Origin of the sequence: Streptomyces sp. NBC_00988, assembly GCF_045162645.1 — a bacterium.
Classification (GTDB): Bacteria; Actinomycetota; Actinomycetes; order Streptomycetales; family Streptomycetaceae; genus Streptomyces.
This window is the reverse complement of the sequence record NZ_CP108730.1, coordinates 1,429,126-1,448,441: the sequence shown is the minus strand read 5'-3', so window position 1 is coordinate 1,448,441 and position 19,316 is coordinate 1,429,126. Positions and strand designations below refer to the sequence as shown.

General features: G+C 70.2%; 2 protein-coding genes (1 of these 2 running past the window's edge). Both read left to right on the top strand.

The window, feature by feature from the left end:
• Positions 1-118: 118 nt before the first annotated feature.
• Positions 119-9,160 (top strand): amino acid adenylation domain-containing protein, encoded by a 9,042-nt coding sequence (locus tag OG496_RS06665; RefSeq protein ID WP_405969990.1) that lies wholly within the window; start codon positions 119-121, stop codon positions 9,158-9,160.
• Positions 9,161-9,313: 153 nt separating this feature from the next.
• On the top strand, positions 9,314-19,316 hold the beginning of the coding sequence (locus OG496_RS06660) for a non-ribosomal peptide synthase/polyketide synthase (protein ID WP_405969989.1). 18,473 nt of this gene lie beyond the right edge of the window; 10,003 of the gene's 28,476 nt are visible here — the first part of the coding sequence; it begins with the start codon at positions 9,314-9,316; the stop codon falls past the right edge of the window.

The following is a 19,316-nucleotide window of genomic DNA, read 5'->3' as shown; positions in this document are numbered from 1 at the left end:
CACGGGGTGAGATTCCCAGGAGCTTCCCGAGCCGAAGCTCTCTGCCTTGATTTTCCTATGGAATGGCGCATTGGGCACCGGCATGCCCATGGAGCGGGAACAGGGATTAAGGGTGGGTATGAGCGAGCGAATCAGTGGCAGCATTCCCCTTTCCGACAGCCAGAAAGGCATCTGGCACGCGCAGCGCCTGGGGGGCCCGCGCGCGCTCTACGGTGTCGGGCAGGCCGTCGAGATCACTGGCGCGCTCGACGTGCCCGCCTTCGAGGCCGCGCTGCGCCGCACGGTCGAGGAGACGGAGATCCTGGGCATGCGATTCGCCGAGGACGCGGCCGGCGGGGCGCGAGCCGTGCCGCACACCGTCCGGCGATGGAACCTGCGCGTAGAGGAACCAGACGCGGACCGCGGCGACGGCCGGGCATGGATCGAAACCCGGATGCGCGAGGAACTGGCCGGGGTCGAGGATCCACTGGGAGCGCACCTGTTCTCCTTCGTGCTCTTCCGTATCGACTCGCATCGGTACTGCTGGTTCCAGGGCTACAACCACCTCCTGCTCGACGGCTACGCGTGCACACTGATGGCGCGCCGGGTCGCCGAGGTGTATTCGGCGCACATCGGGGGCGGGGCACTCCCGGATTTCGAGGCCGTCTCGTTGGAAGAAGGGCTTTACGGCGAGGCGAGTTACCGGAAGTCCACCGAATTCACCGACGACCAAGGATATTTCCGCGACCGATTCTCGGACAGGCCCGAACTGGCGGAAGTCGCACGCCTTTCCGGCGTCTCCGGACTTCTCCAGCAGGGCGAGCGCGGTGCCGGGGCGGTGCTGCGTGAGACGGGCGCCCTCGCACCCGGCGGCGTCCGTACGCTGCGGGGCGCGGCGGACGCCGCCGGCCTGCGGACGTCCCGACTGCTCATCGCCGCCACCGGCGCCTTCGTGAGCGGCATGGCAGGGTCGGCCGAGGCGCTGCTCAGCCTGCCCGTGACCGGGCGCGTGGGCGAGGCGGACCTGCGGGCACGCGTCACCCGGGCGAACATGCTGCCCCTGCGGTTCCCGATCCCCGCCCGAGCGAGCCTGTTCGACCTGGCACGCACGGCCGACGCGACCGTCGGTGAGCTGCTCCGGCACCAGCGGTACCGGGGCGAGTGGCTGCGCCGGGAACTGGGCTGGCCGGAGGGCGACCGCTGGCACTTCGGGCCGTACGTGAACATCCTGCCGCGGACCGGGGAACTGGCCTTCGGCGACTGCAGAGGCGTGGCACGGGACCTGTCGACCCGACTGGTCGAGGATTTCGGGGTGCTGGTCGACCGGACGGACTCGGGGATCGAGGTCACCGTCGAGGCGAACGCGGCGCTCTACGACCGGGCGTGGGTGCGGGCGGTCCACCGGTCACTGGTCGGTTTCGTCGAGCGGGCGGTCGGGGACCCTACGGCGCCGGTGCGGCGGATCGGGGTGGCGGGGGATGCCGAGCGTGGCCTGGTGACGGGCGGATGGAACGCCACGGAGCGATTGCTTGAGCCTGGTTTGGTGGTGGAGCGGTTCCGGGGCTGGGTGGCCGATGCGCCGGGGTTGGTTGCGCTGTGGTCCGAGGGTCGTGTGTTGTCGTATGCGGAGGTGGATGCGCGGTCGGATGCGTTGGCGCGTGGGCTGGTGGCACGTGGTGTGGGGCGCGAGTCCCGGGTGGGGTTGTGCCTGCCGCGTGGTGCGGAAGCGATCGTGGCGATGCTGGCGGTGTGGAAGGCCGGTGGGGCGTACGTCCCGCTGGACCCTGAATACCCGTCCGACCGGCTGGAGTTCATGGTCGCTGACAGCAGTGCTGAGTTGGTGTTGGTGACGGAGGAGACTGTTGGTCGTCTGTCCGCGGACGTCGACACCGTGTGGATCGGTGAGTTGGGGAGCGATTCCGGTGTGCTGCCGGATGTGACTGCCGATCAGTTGGCGTATGTGATCTATACGTCGGGGTCGTCGGGGCGTCCGAAGGGTGTGGCTGTGGCGCATGCCTCGGTGGCGAATCTGGCCTCGGTGATGCGGCCCGTTCTCGGTGTGGAACCCGGCGTCACGGCACTGCAGTTTGCGTCGTTCAGTTTCGATGCGGCCGTGCTGGATGTGGCGGTCACGCTGGCTGCCGGGGGTGCGTTGGCGGTTGCCTCGTCCGAGGAGCGGCTGGACGGTGCGGCACTTGCCCGCATGATCGAGGCAGCGGGCGTGACTACGGCGAGTGTGGTGCCGTCGCTGCTCGGCGCGTTGGAGCCGGACACCGTTCCAGGGATCGCCAACTGGGTGTTGGGTGCGGAGCGGTTGGAGGCGGGTCTGGCCGCCAAGTGGCGTGCGGGCGGCCGGCTTTGGAACACCTACGGGCCGACCGAGGCCACCGTCATCACCACCGCCGTCCTGCTGGAGGAGGGCATCACGGGTGAGGATGCTCCGCCCGCGATCGGCCGCCCGCTGGGCAACGTCCGCACCTACGTACTGGATACGTCCCTCCGCCCGGTCCCCGTCGGTGTGGCCGGCGAGCTGTACATCGCGGGGGATGGCCTGGCCCGCGGCTACGTGAACCGCCCGGACCTGACCGCGGAGCGCTTCGTGGCGTGCCCGTTCGGCGACGACGGCGGGCGGATGTATCGCACCGGTGACCTGGCCCGCTGGACCGCTGACGGTCAACTGGCCTTCGTGGGCCGTGCGGACGAGCAGGTGAAGATCCGTGGCTTCCGTGTCGAACTCGGTGAGGTCGAAGCCGTCCTCGCCGCCCACCCGCAGGTCGAGCGGGCCGTGGCCGTCGTACGGGATGGCCGTCTGGTCGGGTACGTCGTCGGGGACGTGGACGAGGAGGACGTACGCGTGCATGCGGCCGGCCGGCTGCCCGAGTACATGGTCCCGTCGGTTGTCGTGGTGCTGGACGTGCTCCCGCTGACCGTCAACGGCAAGGTCGATCGCGTCGCCCTGCCGATGGCGGAGGCCGCGGTGGGTGTTGGTCGGGCGCCGTCGACTCCGGCCGAGGAGGTGCTGTGCGGGCTGTTCGCGGAGTTGCTCGGGGTGGCGCAGGTCGGGACGGAGGAGAGCTTCTTCGAGTTGGGCGGTGACTCGATCACGGCGATGCTGCTGGTGTCGCGGGCTCGCCACGAGGGGCTGGTCGTAGGGGCTCGGCAGGTGCACGAGCTGCGGACGCCGGCGCGGCTGGCCGCGGTGGCGGAGCCGGTCGGCGGGGCGGTGGACGGCGCTCGACCGGTGGACTCCGCCGTCGGTGAGGTACCGCTGACACCGGTGATGCGCGAGGTGCTGGACCGGGTCGGCGCCGACAGCGTGCACGCGGTCGTGCAGTCGATGGTGGTGGAGGCGCCAGCAGGGCTGGACGAAATGGCGCTGCGGGGCGCGGTGGCGGCCCTGGTGGAGCGCCATGAGGTGTTGCGGGCGCGGTTGGTGGCCGAGCGGGAGGTGCTGGTGGTCCCGGAGGGGCTGACAGTTCCGCTCGACCGGTTGGTGGCGCGCGTCCAGACCGGCGGTGTGGATCCGGCGGCATGGGTGGAGGCGGAGATCGCGGCGGCGGTGGGGCGGCTGGATCCCGCGTCCGGGGTGATGGTGCGGGTGGTGTGGCTGGACGCGGGGCCGGACGCGGCTGGGCGGATGGTCGTAGTGGCCTGCCATCTGGTCGTGGACACGGTGTCCTGGCAGGTGCTGCTGGCAGACCTCTGGTCCGCGTACAAGGGGCTCGCCGAGGGGCGCGTCGTGGAGTGGGATCCGCTTCCGGTGCCGTTCCGGGCGTGGGCACGGGAGTTGGCGGCGGAGGCGGAGCGGCCGGAGCGGGTGGCCGAGCTGACGGCGTGGCGGGCGGTGCTGGACGGTCCGGATCTGCCGCTCACGGACGTGCCGTCGGACGCGGTCGTGGATGTCGGTGCGACGGTTCGCGAGGTGTCGGTCCGCGTTCCGGCGGAGGTGACGGCGGCGCTGCTGACGGCGGTTCCGGCGGCGTTCCATGCCGGGGTGGACGAGGTGCTGCTCGCGGGGCTTGCCGGGGCGGTTGGTGAGTGGGCCGGGACGGGCGCGTTCCTGGTGGACGTCGAGGGCCACGGGCGTGAGCCGCTGCCGGGCGTCCAGGACCTGTCGCGGACGGTGGGGTGGTTCACCTCCTCGCGTCCGGTGCGGCTGACCGCGGACCGAGGTGTGTCGGTGCCCGGGACGAAGGAGCAGGTGCGGGCGGTCCCCGGCGACGGGCTCGGCTACGGGCTGCTGCGGTACGTCAATCCGGACACGGCCGGGGTGTTGGCGGGCCTGCCGTCGGCGCAGGTCGGGTTCAACTACCTCGGGCGCCGGGGCGTGGGCGAGGGATTCGGGGCGGGGAGCGCGCCGAACGCCGCGCCGACGCACGCCTTGGAGCTGCTGGGATCGGTACGTGAGACGGCGGACGGTCCGGAGCTGGAGCTGGAGTTGGCCTACCCGGCGCGGCTGCTGGGTGCGGGGCGGGCGCGCGGGCTGCTGGAGGCGTGGGCGGGCGGGCTCGCCGAGCTGGTCGTGGACGTCCGGGGCGGGGCGGGTGGTCACTCGCCGTCGGACTTCCCGCTGGTCTCGTTGGACCAGGCGGACGTCGAGGAGATCGAGGCGGCGGTCGCGGGTCTGGTGGACGTACTTCCCGTCGCGCCACTTCAGGAGGGCCTGCTGTTCCACTCCCTCTTCGACGAGGAGGGCGTGGACGTCTATGTCGAGCAGCTCGTCCTGATGCTCGACGGCGATGTGGACGGGGCTCTGCTGCGGGCCTCGTGGCAGGCGCTGCTCGACCGGCATACGGCGTTGCGGGCCGGGTTCGTCCAGGTCGCGGGAGCGGCGGGACCGGTGCAGGTCGTGGTCGACCGGGCCGAACTGCCATGGCACGACGTCGATGTGACGGGTTCGGACGGCGCTGCCGCGGAGCGCGTGGGTGTCGAGGAGCGGGCCGCGCGGTTCGACCTCACGGCACCGCCGCTGCTGCGGGTGGCGCTCGTCAGGGAGGGAGCCGGACGCTCACGGATGGTGGTGACGCTCCACCATCTGCTGCTGGACGGCTGGTCGTTGCCGCTCGTGCTGCGAGAGCTGTGGGCGCTCTACGCGGCCGGTGGCCGGGCGGACGGGCTCGGTGCGCCGGTGTCGTCGCGGCCGTACTGGGCATGGCTGGCCGGGCAGGACACATCGGCGGCGCTGGAGGCGTGGCGGATCGAACTGGCGCCGGTCGAGGAGTCGGTACTCGTCGCCCCGGCCGAGCTGAGCGTGACGGCGTCCGTCGTCCTGGACCGGGTCACCGAGCGCGCGAGTGTCGAACTGGCGCGCGATCTTGAGCGGGTCGCCCGTCGGGCCGGCGTGACGCTGAACACCGTGGTGCAGCTGGCGTGGGGTCTGGTGCTGGGGCAGCTGACGGGGCGACGTGCGGTGGTGTTCGGGGCGACGGTGGCCGGGCGCCCGGCACAGCTCGCGGGGATGGAGGCGATGCTCGGCCTGTTCATCAACACACTGCCGGTCCGCGTCGATCTGGATCCGGCCCGGTCGGTGGGTGAGGCTCTGGAGGAGCTGCAGGCGCGGCAGTCGGCGTTGCTCGACCACCAGCACGTGGGACTGAGCGAAGTGCAGCGGGCCGCGGGTCCCGGCGCGACCTTCGACACCCTGCTGGCCTTCGAGAACTACCCGGGCGACCTCGACGCCCAGCCCCTCGGCGCCGGGCTCACCCTCACGGCCACCGAGCTCCGCGAGTCGACCAACTTCGCGCTGGCCCTCGGGGTCACTCCGGTGGACGGCCTCGAAATCCGCCTCGACCATCGCTCCGATCTGTTCGACCGCCGGGATGCGCTGCACATGGCTCGCCGTCTGCTGCGGGTACTGGAGCAGGTCGCGGCCGATCCGGAACTGCGGCTGAGCGATCTCGATCTGCTGGAGGAATCCGAGCGGGCGACGGTTGTCGAGGAGTGGAACGACACCGCGAACGAGGTCGATACCTCAACGGTGTTGGAGCGGTTCCGCTCCAATGTGGTCACGGCTCCGGGGTCGGTTGCGCTGTGGTCCGAGGGTCGTGCGTTGTCGTATGCGGAGGTGGATGCGCGGTCGGATGCGTTGGCGCGTGGGTTGGCGGGGCGTGGTGTGGGGCGGGAGTCCCGGGTCGGGTTGTGCCTGCCGCGTGGTGCGGAAGCGGTCGTCGCGATGCTGGCGGTGTGGAAGGCCGGCGGGGCGTACGTCCCGCTCGATCCCGAATACCCCTCCGAGCGGCTGGTGTTCATGGTCGCCGACAGTGACGCCGAACTGGTCCTGGTGACAGCGGAGACCGCCGACCGTTTGTCCGCGGACGTCGACACTGTCCTGCTCGACGAGCTGAACGACGAGTCGCGCGACCTCCCGGATGTCACTGCCGATCAACTGGCCTATGTGATCTATACGTCGGGGTCGTCGGGGCGTCCGAAGGGTGTGGCCGTGGCGCATGCCTCGGTGGCGAATCTGGCGTCGGTGATGCGTCCGGTGCTGGGTGTGGAACCCGGGGTGGTGGCGCTGCAGTTCGCGTCGTTCTCCTTCGACGCGGCCGTGCTGGATGTGGCGGTCACCCTCGCTGCCGGTGGTGCGTTGGCGGTTGCCTCGTCGGAGGAGCGGCTGGACGGGGCGGCACTGGCGCGCATGATCGAGGCGGCTGGTGTGACCACGGCGAGTGTGGTGCCTTCCCTGCTCGGTGCGTTGGAGCCGGATGCGGTGCGGGGGATTGCCAACTGGGTGTTGGGTGCGGAGCGGTTGGAGGCGGGGCTGGCCGCCAAGTGGCGTGCGGGCGCCCGGCTTTGGAACACCTACGGGCCTACCGAGGCCACCGTCATCACTACCGCCGTCCTGCTGGAGGAGGGCATCACGGGTGAGGATGCTCCGCCCGCGATCGGCCGGCCTCTGGGCAATGTCCGTACCTACGTACTGGACGCTTTCCTCCGCCCTGTCCCCGTGGGTGTGGCCGGTGAGTTGTACATCGCCGGAGATGGTCTGGCCCGTGGCTATGTGAACCGCCCCGATCTGACTTCCGAGCGTTTCGTGGCGTGCCCGTTCGACGACGACGGCGGGCGGATGTATCGCACAGGTGACCTGGCCCGCTGGACCGCTGACGGTCAACTGGCCTTCGTGGGGCGTGCGGACGAGCAGGTGAAGATCCGTGGCTTCCGTGTCGAACTCGGTGAGGTCGAAGCTGTTCTCGCCGCGCACCCGCAGGTCGAGCGGGCCGTGGCCGTCGTACGGGATGGTCGTCTGGTCGGTTACGTCGTCGGCGACGTGGACGAGGTGGACGTACGCGCGCATGCGGCCACTCGGCTGCCCGAGTACATGGTCCCGTCGGCGGTCGTCGTCCTCGACGCGTTTCCCCTGACCGCCAACGGCAAGATCGACCGATCCACCCTCCCCGCCCCCGACCTCGCATCCGTGGTCGCGAGGGCGCCCGGGACCTCCGTGGAGGAGACGTTCTGTGCGCTCTTCGCCGAAGTGCTGGGGTTGGAGCGGGTCGGGATCGGAGACGGGTTCTTCGAGTTGGGCGGTGACTCGATCATGTCGATGCTGCTCGCCTCCCGTGCCCGGCGGGCCGGGTGGGTGGTGACGCCCAGGCAGGTCTTCGAGGAGAAGACACCGGAGCGGCTCGCGCTGGTGGCGGCCAGGACCGAGGACGCGTCCGAAGAGATCGAGGACGGCGGTGTCGGTGAGGTGCCGTGGACGCCGGTGATGCGGTCCCTGGGCGCTGATGCGCTGCGGCCGGGGTTCGCGCAGTGGATGGCGGTCGGGGCGCCCGCCGGGCTGGGGACGGAGGTGCTGGAGGCAGGGCTGGGAGCGGTGCTGGCCGGGCACGTCATGCTCCGGGCCCGTGTGCGCGGCGGGGCCCACGATCCGGTGCTGGTGGTGCCGGAACCCGACGAGGTGGATCTGTCCGGCCGGGTGGTGCGGGTGAATGCCGTCGGTGTTCCCGACGACGGCCTCGACGACGTGGCCGGGGACGCTGCCGTAGACGCGGTCGCAGGTCTGGATCCGGTGGCCGGGGTGATGGTGCGCGCGGTGTGGGTGGACGCCGGCCCGGACCGGGTCGGGCGTGTGGTCGTCGTAGCGCATCATCTGGTGGTCGACGGGGTGTCGTGGCGCGTGCTGATGCCGGACCTGCGGGCGGCCTGCGAGGCCGTGGCCGCGGGTCGGAAGCCTGGGACCGCCCTGGAGCCGGGTGGTGTCTCCTTCCGGTCCTGGGCGCGGCAGTTGGAACGGTCGGCGCGGAGCGCGGAGCGGGTGGCGGAGCTGGACCGCTGGGTGGGTCTGCTGACCGGGGCCGACGGGCGCGCGGTGGTCGGATCGCGGGCCCTGGACCCGGCCCGTGACATCGTCCGGACCCTCTCCCGCCAGGAGTGGACGCTGCCCGCCGATCGCAGTGCCGTCCTGGTCGGCCGTACCTCGGCGCTCTTCCACTGCGGTGTGCACGAGGTGTTGCTGGCGACACTGGCCGGAGCCGTGGCGCGGTGGCGTCCGCGGGACGGTGCAACCGGTGGGCTGCTGGTGGACGTTGAGGCGCATGGCCGTGAGCCGTTGGCGGAGGGCATGGACGTGTCCCGGACGGTGGGCTGGTTCACCGCGGTGCAGCCGTTGCGGCTGGAGGTGTCGGGTCTGGATCTGGACGATGCCGCGGTCGGTGGTGCCTCGGCGGGCGAGCTGGTCAAGCGGGTGAAGGAGCAGGTGCAGGCGGTACCGGGAGACGGACTGGGCCATGGTCTGCTGCGCTGGGCGAACCCGGACGCGGCACGGGTGCTGGCGGATCTTCCCGTGCCGGAGATCGGCTTCAACTATCTGGGCCGGTTCGCCGCTGCCGGACCGGACGCGGGCCCGGTCCGCGCCTGGCAGACGGCCGGGGACGCGGCGATGGTCGGTACGGCGGATCCCGACATGCCGGTGCAGCACACGCTGGAAGCCGGCGCCCTGGTGGCCGACACCTCGGACGGGCCGCTGCTGACCATCACGCTGAGCTGGCCCGGGACGCTGCTCGGCGAGAGCCGGGCGGAGTGTCTGGGCCGGGCCTGGCTGGAACTGCTGGAAGGCCTCGCCGTCCATACCGCCGATCCGTCGGCCGGCGGCCACACACCCTCCGACTTCGCACTGCTCGATCTCGACCAGGACGAGATCGAGGCCCTTGAGTCCGAGTTCGCCGACGACCATCACTGATCGCCGCGACTGTCCTTCTCCTTCCACCTCCTTCCACCTCTTGTCACGCTCTCCGGCCCCCGTTCCGGGCCACCCCGTTCCCGACTTCCGCCCCTTGACGCTCTGTTCGTGCTGCCGAACCGAAGCTGTTACCGCTGTGAGGAGATCTACGCGATGACCCGGACCCGGAACGCCATCGAAGACATCTGGCCGCTGTCGCCCCTGCAGGAGGGGCTGCTGTTTCACGCGGCCTTCGGAGACGGGGCGTCCGACGTGTACGCGGGACAGCGGGCCCTCGCCCTCGACGGGCCGCTGGACGTCGACAGGCTCCGCCGTTCCTGGGAGGGCCTGATCGCCCGGCACGGCGCTCTGCGGGCGGGCTTCCGCCGGCGCAGGTCGGGCCAGGCCGTGCAGGTCGTCGCCCGGCACGCCGAACTCCCTTGGCGTGAGGTCGACTTGAGTGGCCTGCCGCAGGACGAGGCGGCGGCCGAGGCGGCTCGGCTGTCCGAGGCCGAACTGTCGGCCGGCTTCGATCTCGAACGGGGCCCGCTGCTGCGGCTGCTCTTGATCCGCCTCGGCGAGCGGCGGCACCGGCTGGTGATGACGACCCATCACATCGTTCTTGACGGCTGGTCGTTGCCGATCCTGGTGGACGAGCTGTCGAAGCTGTACCGGGCCGGGGGCGATGTGCGGGCGCTGCCCTCGGTCCGCTCGTACAAGGACTACCTGGCCTGGTTGGGCCGCCAGGACCGCGAGGCGGCACGGGCCGCATGGCGCGCGGAGCTGGCGGGGGCGGACGAGCCCACCCTGGTCGCCCCGGCCGACCCCGCCCGGGCGCCGCTGCGGCCGGAGGCGCTGGTTGCCGAGTGCAGCGCGGAACTGACCCGGGCGCTGGAGACACTGGCACGCGAGCACGGGGTCACCATGGCCACGGTGGTGCAGGGCGCGTGGGCGCTGGTCCTCGCCCGGCTGGCCGGCCGCGAGGACGTGGTGTTCGGCACCACGGTCGCCGGCCGCCCCACGGACCTGCCGGGTGCCGACTCGCTCATCGGCCTGTTCATCAACACGCTGCCGGTCCGGGTCGAGCTGGCCGGTGGCCTCTCCGTCGCCGACCTGCTCCGCACACTGCAGGCGCGCCAGGTCGCCCTCCTGGGCCACCAGCACCTCGGGCTCACCGAGATCAAGGAACTCGCCGGACCTGGCGCGGAGTTCGACACGCTCGTGGTGTACGAGAACTACCCACGCCCGGCGGCCGCGGTGCCGGACGACCCCGACTCCCTCACCATCCGGCTGGACGGCCGGACGAGGGACGCCAGCCACTATCCGCTCGGCCTGATCGTCGGGCCGGGCGAGCGGCTGGAGCTGCAACTCGACCACCGTACGGACCTGTTCGACCGGGCCGGCGCCGAACAGGTGCTGGCCGCACTGCAGCAGGTACTCGAAGGCTTCGCGGCCGATCCGCGGGCACCGCTGGCCCGCCTCGGACTGCTGGCCGGCGACGAACTGGCCCGCGTCACCCGGGACTGGCAGGACATCCAGTCCGAGCCGCCCATCGGGACGCTGCCCGAACTGCTCGCCGGCCAGGTGCGGCGGACGCCGGATGCGACGGCCCTGGATTCGGACGAACGGGCTTACGGCTACGCCGAGTTGCAGGACGAGGCGGGCCGCCTGGCACGGCACCTGATCACCCTGGGGGTCGGGCCGGAGCGCCGGGTCGCCGTGGTGGCCGAACGGTCGGCGGGCACGGTGATCGCGCTCCTCGCGGTCTCGATGGCCGGCGGCGCCTTCGTCCCCCTGGACCCCGGGCATCCCGCGGACCGGCTCGCCCTCGTGATCGAGGACGCCGACCCGGTCGCCGTGCTGTGCACCGAGGCAGGCCGCGAGCTGCTGCCGGAGACCGCCAGGGACCGGGCGATCGCCCTGGACGACCCGGAGGTCGTGGCAGCGGTGGCACGGCACACCCCGGGCCGGGTGACCGACGCCGAGCGCACGGCTCCCCTGCGTCCCGCCAACGCCGCGTACGTCATCCATACCTCGGGTTCGACGGGGCGGCCGAAGGGTGTGGTGGTGTCGCATGTGGGGTTGGTGAATTTGGCGGTTGGGCAGATTGAGCGGTTTGGGGTGGGTGTGGGTGCGCGGGTGTTGCAGTTTGCGTCGTTGAGTTTTGATGCGGCGGTGTCGGAGTTGTGTATGGCGTTTGGTGCGGGTGGGGTGTTGGTGGTGGCGGGTGCCTGGGGGTTGCCGCCGCGGGTGTCGTTGGGTGAGGCGTTGCGTTTGTCTCGGGCGTCGCATGTGACGGTTCCGCCGGGTGTGTTGGCGGTGGAGGAGGGGGTGTTGCCGTCGGGGTTGGAGACGTTGGTGGTGGCGGGTGAGGTGTGTTCGCCGGGGTTGGTGGAGCGGTGGTCGGTGGGTCGGCGGATGGTGAATGCGTATGGGCCGACTGAGGTGACGGTGTGTGCGGCGATGAGTTTGCCGTTGGGGCCGGGTGCGGGTGCGGGTTCGGGCGCTGGTGTGGTGCCGATTGGGCGGCCGTTGCGTAATGCGGGGTTGTTTGTGCTGGATGCGTTTTTGCGGCCGGTGCCGGTGGGTGTGCGGGGTGAGTTGTATGTGTCGGGGGTTGGGTTGGCGCGTGGGTATGCGGGGCGTGCTGGTTTGACGTCGGGTCGGTTTGTTGCGTGTCCGTTCGACGACGGTGGGCGGATGTATCGCACGGGTGATGTGGTGCGGTGGTTGGTTGATGGGCAGTTGGAGTTTTTGGGGCGTGTGGATGAGCAGGTGAAGATCCGCGGGTTCCGTGTCGAGTTGGGTGAGGTCGAATCTGTCCTCGCTGCCCACCTGCGGGTTGAGCAGGCCGTGGCGCTGGTCCGGGACGGCCGTCTGGTCGCGTATGTGGTCGGCGATGTGGATGGTGGGGAGTTGCGGGCGTTCGTCGCCGGCCGGCTGCCCGAGTACATGGTTCCGTCGGTGGTCGTGGTGCTGGACGCGTTCCCGCTGACGGTGAACGGCAAGGTCGATCGCGCCGCGTTGCCGGTGCCGGATATGGGTGCGGGTGCTTCTCGTGGGCCGGTGACGGCGACGGAGGAGGCCTTGTGCGGGTTGTTCGCCGAGGTGTTGGGGCTGGAGAGCGTTGGCGCGGAGGAGAGCTTCTTCGAGCTGGGTGGTGACTCGCTGCTGGTGATGCGGTTGATCGCTCGTATCCGGTCGGTGCTGGAGGTGTCGGTCGGTGTCCGTGAGGTGTTCGCGGAGCCGACGGTGGCGGGTGTCGCGGGGTTGGTCGAGAGCGCCGGAGCGTCGGCGGGTGTGGTGGTGCTGGGACGTGGGGAGCGTCCCGAGCGGGTGCCCTTGTCGTTCGCCCAGCAGCGCATGTGGTTCCTCAACCGGATGGATGGGGACGGCGCCGACGGGGCGGGGGCCTCCGCCTACAACATGCCTTTCGGCCTACGGCTGTTGGGGCGGGTGGATGTGACTGCGCTGGATGCGGTGCTGGGTGACATCGCCGATCGTCACGAGAGTCTGCGTACGGTCTTCCCGGATGTGGAGGGGGTGCCTTATCAGGAGATCCGCGAGGGTGCCGAGGGGCGTCCTCGACTCCAGGTGGTCGAGGCCGGCGAGCGCTGGCGTGACGTCATGCGGGACGAGGCCGGGCGTGGGTTCGATCTGGCGGTGGAACTGCCGTGGCGGACCACGCTGCTGAAGGTCTCCGAGGCGGAGTGGGTCCTGTTGCTGGTGGCCCATCACATCGCCACGGACGCCTGGTCGATGGGGGTGCTGGCGAACGACCTTGAGATTGCCTATGGTGCGCGGCTTTCCGGGGAGGCTCCGGGCTGGGAGCCGCTTCCTGTCCAGTACGCGGATTACGCGCTGTGGCAGCGGGAGGTGCTGGGCGAGCTGGACGACCCGGGGAGCGCGGGGGCGGGTCAGGTCGCGTACTGGCGGGGGGAGTTGGAGGGTGCGCCGCAAGAGACGGTCCTTCCCTTCGACCGGCCGCGGTCGGCGGTGCCGTCGTTCCGTAGCGGGTCGGTTCCGGTGGACGTCGATGCGGAGACGCATGCCCGGCTTGCGGAGTTGGCCGCTCGCGGCGGGGCGACGATGTTCATGGTCGTGCATGCCGCGCTGGTGGTGCTGTTGGTGAGGATGGGTGCGGGGGAGGACGTCTGTGTCGGTACGCCGGTTGCCGGGCGTTCGGATGCGCAGTTGGAGGGGCTGGCCGGGTTCTTCGTCAACACGCTTGTCCTGCGGTCTGACTTGACGGGGGATCCGTCGTTCGCCGAGGTGTTGCGCAGGGTGCGGGAGTCCGATCTGTCGGCGTACGCCCATCAGGACGTGCCGTTCGAGCGGCTGGTGGACGAGCTGAATCCAGCGCGCTCTGCCGCTCGCAATCCGTTGTTCCAGGTGATGCTGGCCCTCCAGAACGTGCCCGAAGCGCGGTGGGAACTGCAGGGGCTGTGGGTGGAGCAGGTTCCGCCGGTGGAGGAGCCCGCCGCTCGGTTCGACCTGTCGGTTGACCTCAGCGAGCGCTGGACCGACAGCGGTGCTCCGGCTGGGCTGGGTGGCGGGATTCTGTTCGCGGCCGACCTGTTCGACGAGGGAACGGTTCGTGGGCTGGCTGGGCGGCTGGTGCGGGTGTTGGAGCAGGTTGCGGCCGACTCTGAGCTTCGGCTGAGTGCTGTGGAGGTGCTGGAGGAGCCTGAGCGGGCGACAGTCGTGGAGGAGTGGAACGACACCGCGAACGAGGTTGATACCTCGACCGTGTTGGAGCGGTTCCGCGCCAATGTGGTCACGGCGCCGGGGGCGGTTGCGCTGTGGTCCGAAGGTCGGGCGTTGTCGTATGCCGAGGTGGAGGCCCGCTCGGACGCCCTCGCGCGTGGGTTGGTGACGCGTGGTGTGGGGCGGGAGTCCCGTGTCGGGTTGTGCCTGCCGCGCGGTGCGGAAGCGGTCGTCGCGATGCTGGCGGTGTGGAAGGCCGGTGGGGCATACGTGCCCCTGGATCCCGAATACCCGTCCGACCGGCTGGTGTTCATGGTCGCCGACAGCGATGCCGAACTGGTCCTGGTGACAGCCGAGACCGCCGACCGTTTGTCTGCGGATGTCGAGACTGTTCTGCTCGACGAGCTGGACGGCGATTTCGGTGTGCTGCCGCATGTCACTGCCGACCAACTGGCCTACGTCATCTATACGTCGGGGTCGTCGGGGCGTCCCAAGGGTGTGGCCGTGGCACACGCCTCCGTGGCCAACCTCGCGTCGGTGATGCGGCCCGTTCTCGGTGTGGAACCCGGGGTGGTGGCGTTGCAGTTTGCGTCGTTCTCCTTCGACGCGGCGGTACTGGATGTGGCGGTCACTCTCGCCGCCGGTGGCACGTTGGCGATTGCCTCGTCCGAGGAGCGGCTGGACGGTGCGGCACTGGCCCGCATGATCGAGGCGTCCGGTGTGAGTGTGGCGAGTGTGGTGCCGTCGCTGCTCGGTGCGTTGGAGCCGGATGCGGTGTCGGGGATCGCCAACTGGGTGTTGGGTGCGGAGCGGTTGGAGGCGGGGCTGGCCGCCAAGTGGCGTGCTGGTGCCGGGCTTTGGAACACCTACGGGCCGACCGAGGCCACCGTCATCACCACCGCCGTCCTCCTGGACGAGGGCATCACCGGTGAGGGTGCTCCGCCGGCGATCGGCCGCCCGTTGGGCAATGTCCGTACCTATGTGCTCGACGCCTTCCTGCGCCCTGCTCCCGTCGGTGTCGCGGGTGAGTTGTACATCGCCGGATCAGGCCTGGCGCGTGGCTACGTGAACCGTCCGGACCTGACCGCCGAACGCTTCGTGGCGTGCCCGTTCGGCGAGGATGGCGGCCGGATGTATCGCACCGGTGACCTGGCTCGCTGGACGGCCGACGGCCAGTTGGAGTTCGTAGGCCGTGCGGACGAGCAGGTGAAGATCCGCGGGTTCCGTGTCGAGTTGGGCGAGGTGGAGGCGGTTCTCGCCGCCCACCCGCGGGTCGACCAGGCCGTGGCCGTCGTACGGGACGGCCGTCTGGTCGGCTACGTCGTCGGGGACGTGGACGAGGACGCAGTGCGGGCTCATGCGGCGACACGGCTGCCGGACTACATGGTGCCGTCGGCCGTGGTGGTGCTGGATGCGCTGCCGTTGACGGTGAACGGCAAGGTGGATCGGGCTGTGCTGCCTGTGCCGGATGTGGGCGCGGGTGCTTCCCGTGGGCCGGTGACTCCGACGGAGGAGGTGCTCTGCGGGCTGTTCGCCGAGTTGCTCGGTGCGGAGGGGGTTGGCGCGGAGGAGAGTTTCTTCGAGCTGGGTGGTGATTCGCTGCTGGTGATGCGGTTGATCGCTAGTATCCGGTCGGTGTTTGAGGTGTCGGTCGGTGTTCGTGAGGTGTTCGCGGAGCCGACGGTGGCGGGTGTCGCGGGGTTGGTCGAGAGCGCCGGAGCGTCAGCGGCGGGTGTGGTGGTGCTGGGGCGCAGGGAGCGTCCGGAGCGGGTGCCGTTGTCCTTCGCGCAGCAGCGGATGTGGTTCCTCAACCACATGGAAGAGGCTGACGCGGAGGGCACGGACGCTGTCTACAACATGCCGCTGGTGTTGCGTCTGAACGGACGGGTGGAGGTGGCCGCGCTGGCTGCGGCGCTGGGTGACATCGCCGACCGCCACGAGAGTCTGCGTACGGTCTTCCCGGACGTCGAGGGCGTGCCGTATCAGCAAGTGCTGGAGGGCATGGGCAGTCGTCCGGAACTGGTGGTGGCCGAAGCCGGCGAGCAGTGGCGTGAGTTCGTGCAGGACGAGATCCGGCGTGGCTTCGACGTCGGGGTCGACCTGCCGTGGCGGACCACTTTGCTGAAGGTCTCGGACGCTGATTGGGTCCTGCTGCTGGTGGCCCATCACATCGCCGCGGACGCCTGGTCGATGAGCGTGATAGCGGGCGATCTTCGAGATGCGTATCGCGCCCGTCTCGCCGGGGAGGACACCCCGGGGTGGGAGCCGCTGCCGGTCCAGTACGCGGACTATGCGCTGTGGCAGCGGGAGGTGCTCGGCGAGTTGGACGACTCGGGGAGCGCGGGGGCGGGTCAGGTCGCTTACTGGCGGGGGGCGTTGGAGGGTGCGCCGCAGGAGACTGCGTTGCCGTTCGACCGTCCGCGTCCGGCGGTGCCGTCGTTCCGTAGCGGTTCGGTTCCGGTCGGAGTGGATGCGGAGACGCATGCCCGGCTTGCGGAGTTGGCGGCGCAGGGTGGGGCGACGATGTTCATGGTCGTGCACGCCGCGCTGGTCGTGTTGCTGGCGAGGATGGGTGCGGGGGAGGACGTCTGTGTCGGTACCCCGGTTGCCGGGCGCTCGGACTCCCAACTGGAGGATCTGGCCGGCTTCTTCGTCAACACGCTTGTCCTGCGGTCCGACTTGGCGGGGGATCCGTCGTTCGCCGAGGTGTTGCGCAGGGTGCGGGAGTCCGACCTGTCGGCGTACGCCCATCAGGACGTGCCGTTCGAGCGGCTGGTGGACGAGCTGAATCCAGCGCGCTCTGCCGCCCGCAACCCCCTGTTCCAGGTGATGCTCGCGCTCCAGAACATGCCCGAGGCGCACTGGGAGCTTGAGGGACTGACCGTCGAGCAGATCCCGCCGGAGATGGCGCCTGCCCGGTTCGACCTGTCGGTGGGTCTCAGCGAGCAGTGGTCCGGTCAGGGCGCTCCGGCTGGGCTGGGTGGCGGGATTCTCTATGCCGCGGACCTGTTCGATGAGGGGACGGTTCGTGGGTTGGCTGGGCGGCTGGTGCGGGTGTTGGAGCAGGTCGCGGCCGACCCGGAGTTGCGGCTGAGCGACCTCGACCTGCTGGAGGAATCCGAGCGGGCGACGGTCGTGGAGGAGTGGAACGACACCGCGAACTCGGTTGACACCTCGACGGTGTTGGAGCGGTTCCGTGCCGGTGTGGTGAGTGCTCCGGGGACGGTTGCGCTGTGGTGCGAGGGCCGGGCGTTGTCGTATGCGGAGGTGGATGCGCGGTCGGATGCGTTGGCGCGTGGGTTGGTGGCGCGTGGCGTGGGGCGCGAGTCCCGGGTCGGTCTGTGCCTGCCGCGCGGGGTCGAGATGGTCGTGGCGATGTTGGCGGTGTGGAAGGCCGGCGGGGCGTACGTCCCGCTGGATCCGGAGTATCCGTCCGAGCGACTCGCCTACATGGTCGCCGACAGCGGTGCCGAACTGGTGCTGGTCACGGAGGAGACAGCGGGATCGCTGAGCGGTGAGACCGTTCTCCTGGACGGCATCGCGATCGAGTCCGGGGAGCCGGTTGACGTGCCTGTCGTGTCCCGTGATTTGGCCTACGTCATCTATACGTCGGGGTCGACGGGGCGTCCCAAGGGCGTGGCTGTGGCGCATGCTTCCGTGGCGAATCTGGCCTCGGTGATGCGTCCGGTGCTGGGTGTGGAACCCGGGGTGGTGGCATTGCAGTTCGCGTCGTTCAGCTTCGACGCGGCCGTACTGGATGTGGCGGTCACGCTGGCGGCGGGCGGCACGTTGGCGATTGCCTCGTCCGATGAGCGGCTGGATGGCGCTGCACTTGCCCGCATGATCGAGGCGTCCGGTGTGAGTGTGGCGAGTGTGGTGCCCTCGTTCCTCGGTGCGTTGGAGCCGGATGCGGTGTCGGGGATTGCCAACTGGGTGTTGGGTGCGGAGCGGTTGGAGGCGGGGCTGGCCGCCAAGTGGCGTGCGGGCGCCCGGCTTTGGAACACCTACGGGCCGACCGAGGCCACCGTCATCACCACTGCCGTCCTCCTGGAGGAGGGCATTACGGGCGCGGATGCTCCGCCCGCGATCGGCCGCCCGTTGGGCAACGTCCGTACCTATGTGCTCGACGCGTTCCTGCGCCCTGTTCCTGTGGGTGTGGCGGGTGAGTTGTACATCGCGGGGGATGGTCTGGCGCGTGGCTACGTGAACCGCCCGGACCTGACGGCGGAGCGGTTTGTGGCGTGCCCGTTCGGCGACGGCGGGCGGATGTATCGCACCGGTGACCTGGCCCGCTGGACGGCCGACGGTCAACTGGCCTTCGTAGGCCGTGCGGACGAGCAGGTGAAGATCCGCGGCTTCCGTGTCGAACTCGGTGAGGTCGAAGCTGTTCTCGCCGCTCATCCGCAGGTCGAGCGGGCCGTGGCCGTCGTACGGGATGGCCGTCTGATCGCCTACGTGGTCGGGGACGTGGACGGTCAGGACGTACGCGCGCATGCCGCCACCCGGCTGCCCGAGTACATGGTCCCGTCGGCGGTCGTCGTCCTCGACGCGTTCCCGCTGACCGTCAACGGCAAGGTCGATCGTGATGTCCTGCCTGTGCCGGATGTGGGTGCGGGTGCTTCTCGTGGGCCGGTCACGGCGACGGAGGAGGCGCTTGCCGCTCTGTTCGGTGAGGTTCTGGATCTGGAGCGGGTCGGTGCGGAGGAGAGTTTCTTCGAGCTGGGCGGTGACTCGCTGAAGGTGATGCGGCTGATCGCTCGTATCCGGTCGGTGCTGGAGGTGTCCGTCGGTGTCCGTGAGGTGTTCGCGGAGCCGACGGTGGCCGGTGTCGCGCGACTGGTCGAGAGCACCGGAGCGTCGGGGGCTGTCGTCCTGGCGCGCAGGGAGCGTCCGGAGCGGGTGCCGTTGTCCTTCGCGCAGCAGCGGATGTGGTTCCTCAACCGGATGGACGGGGAGGGCTCTGAGGGGGCCGCTGCCTACAACCTCCCCTTTGCCCTGCGTCTGACCGGTGACCTCGACATCGAGGTGCTGCAGGCCGCGCTGGGAGACGTCGCCGACCGGCACGAGAGTCTGCGTACGGTCTTCCCGGATGTGGAGGGGGTGCCGTACCAGGAGATCTGCGAGGGGGCGGAAGGCCGTCCCCGGCTCCAGGTGGTCGAGGCCGGCGAGCGGTGGCGTGAACTCATGGAGGACGAGGCCGGGCGTGGGTTCGATCTGGCGGCGGAGCTGCCGTGGCGGACCACTCTGCTCAGGGTTTCGGCGGCGGAGTGTGTGCTGTTGCTGGTGGCCCATCACATCGCCACGGACGCCTGGTCGATGAGCGTGCTGGCGAACGACCTGCAGACGGCGTACCTGTCTCGATTGACCGGCCGGGCGCCCGAGCGGGAGCCGCTTCCCGTCCAGTACGCGGACTACGCGTTGTGGCAGCGGGAGGTGCTGGGCGAGTTGGACGACCCGGAGAGCGCGGGTG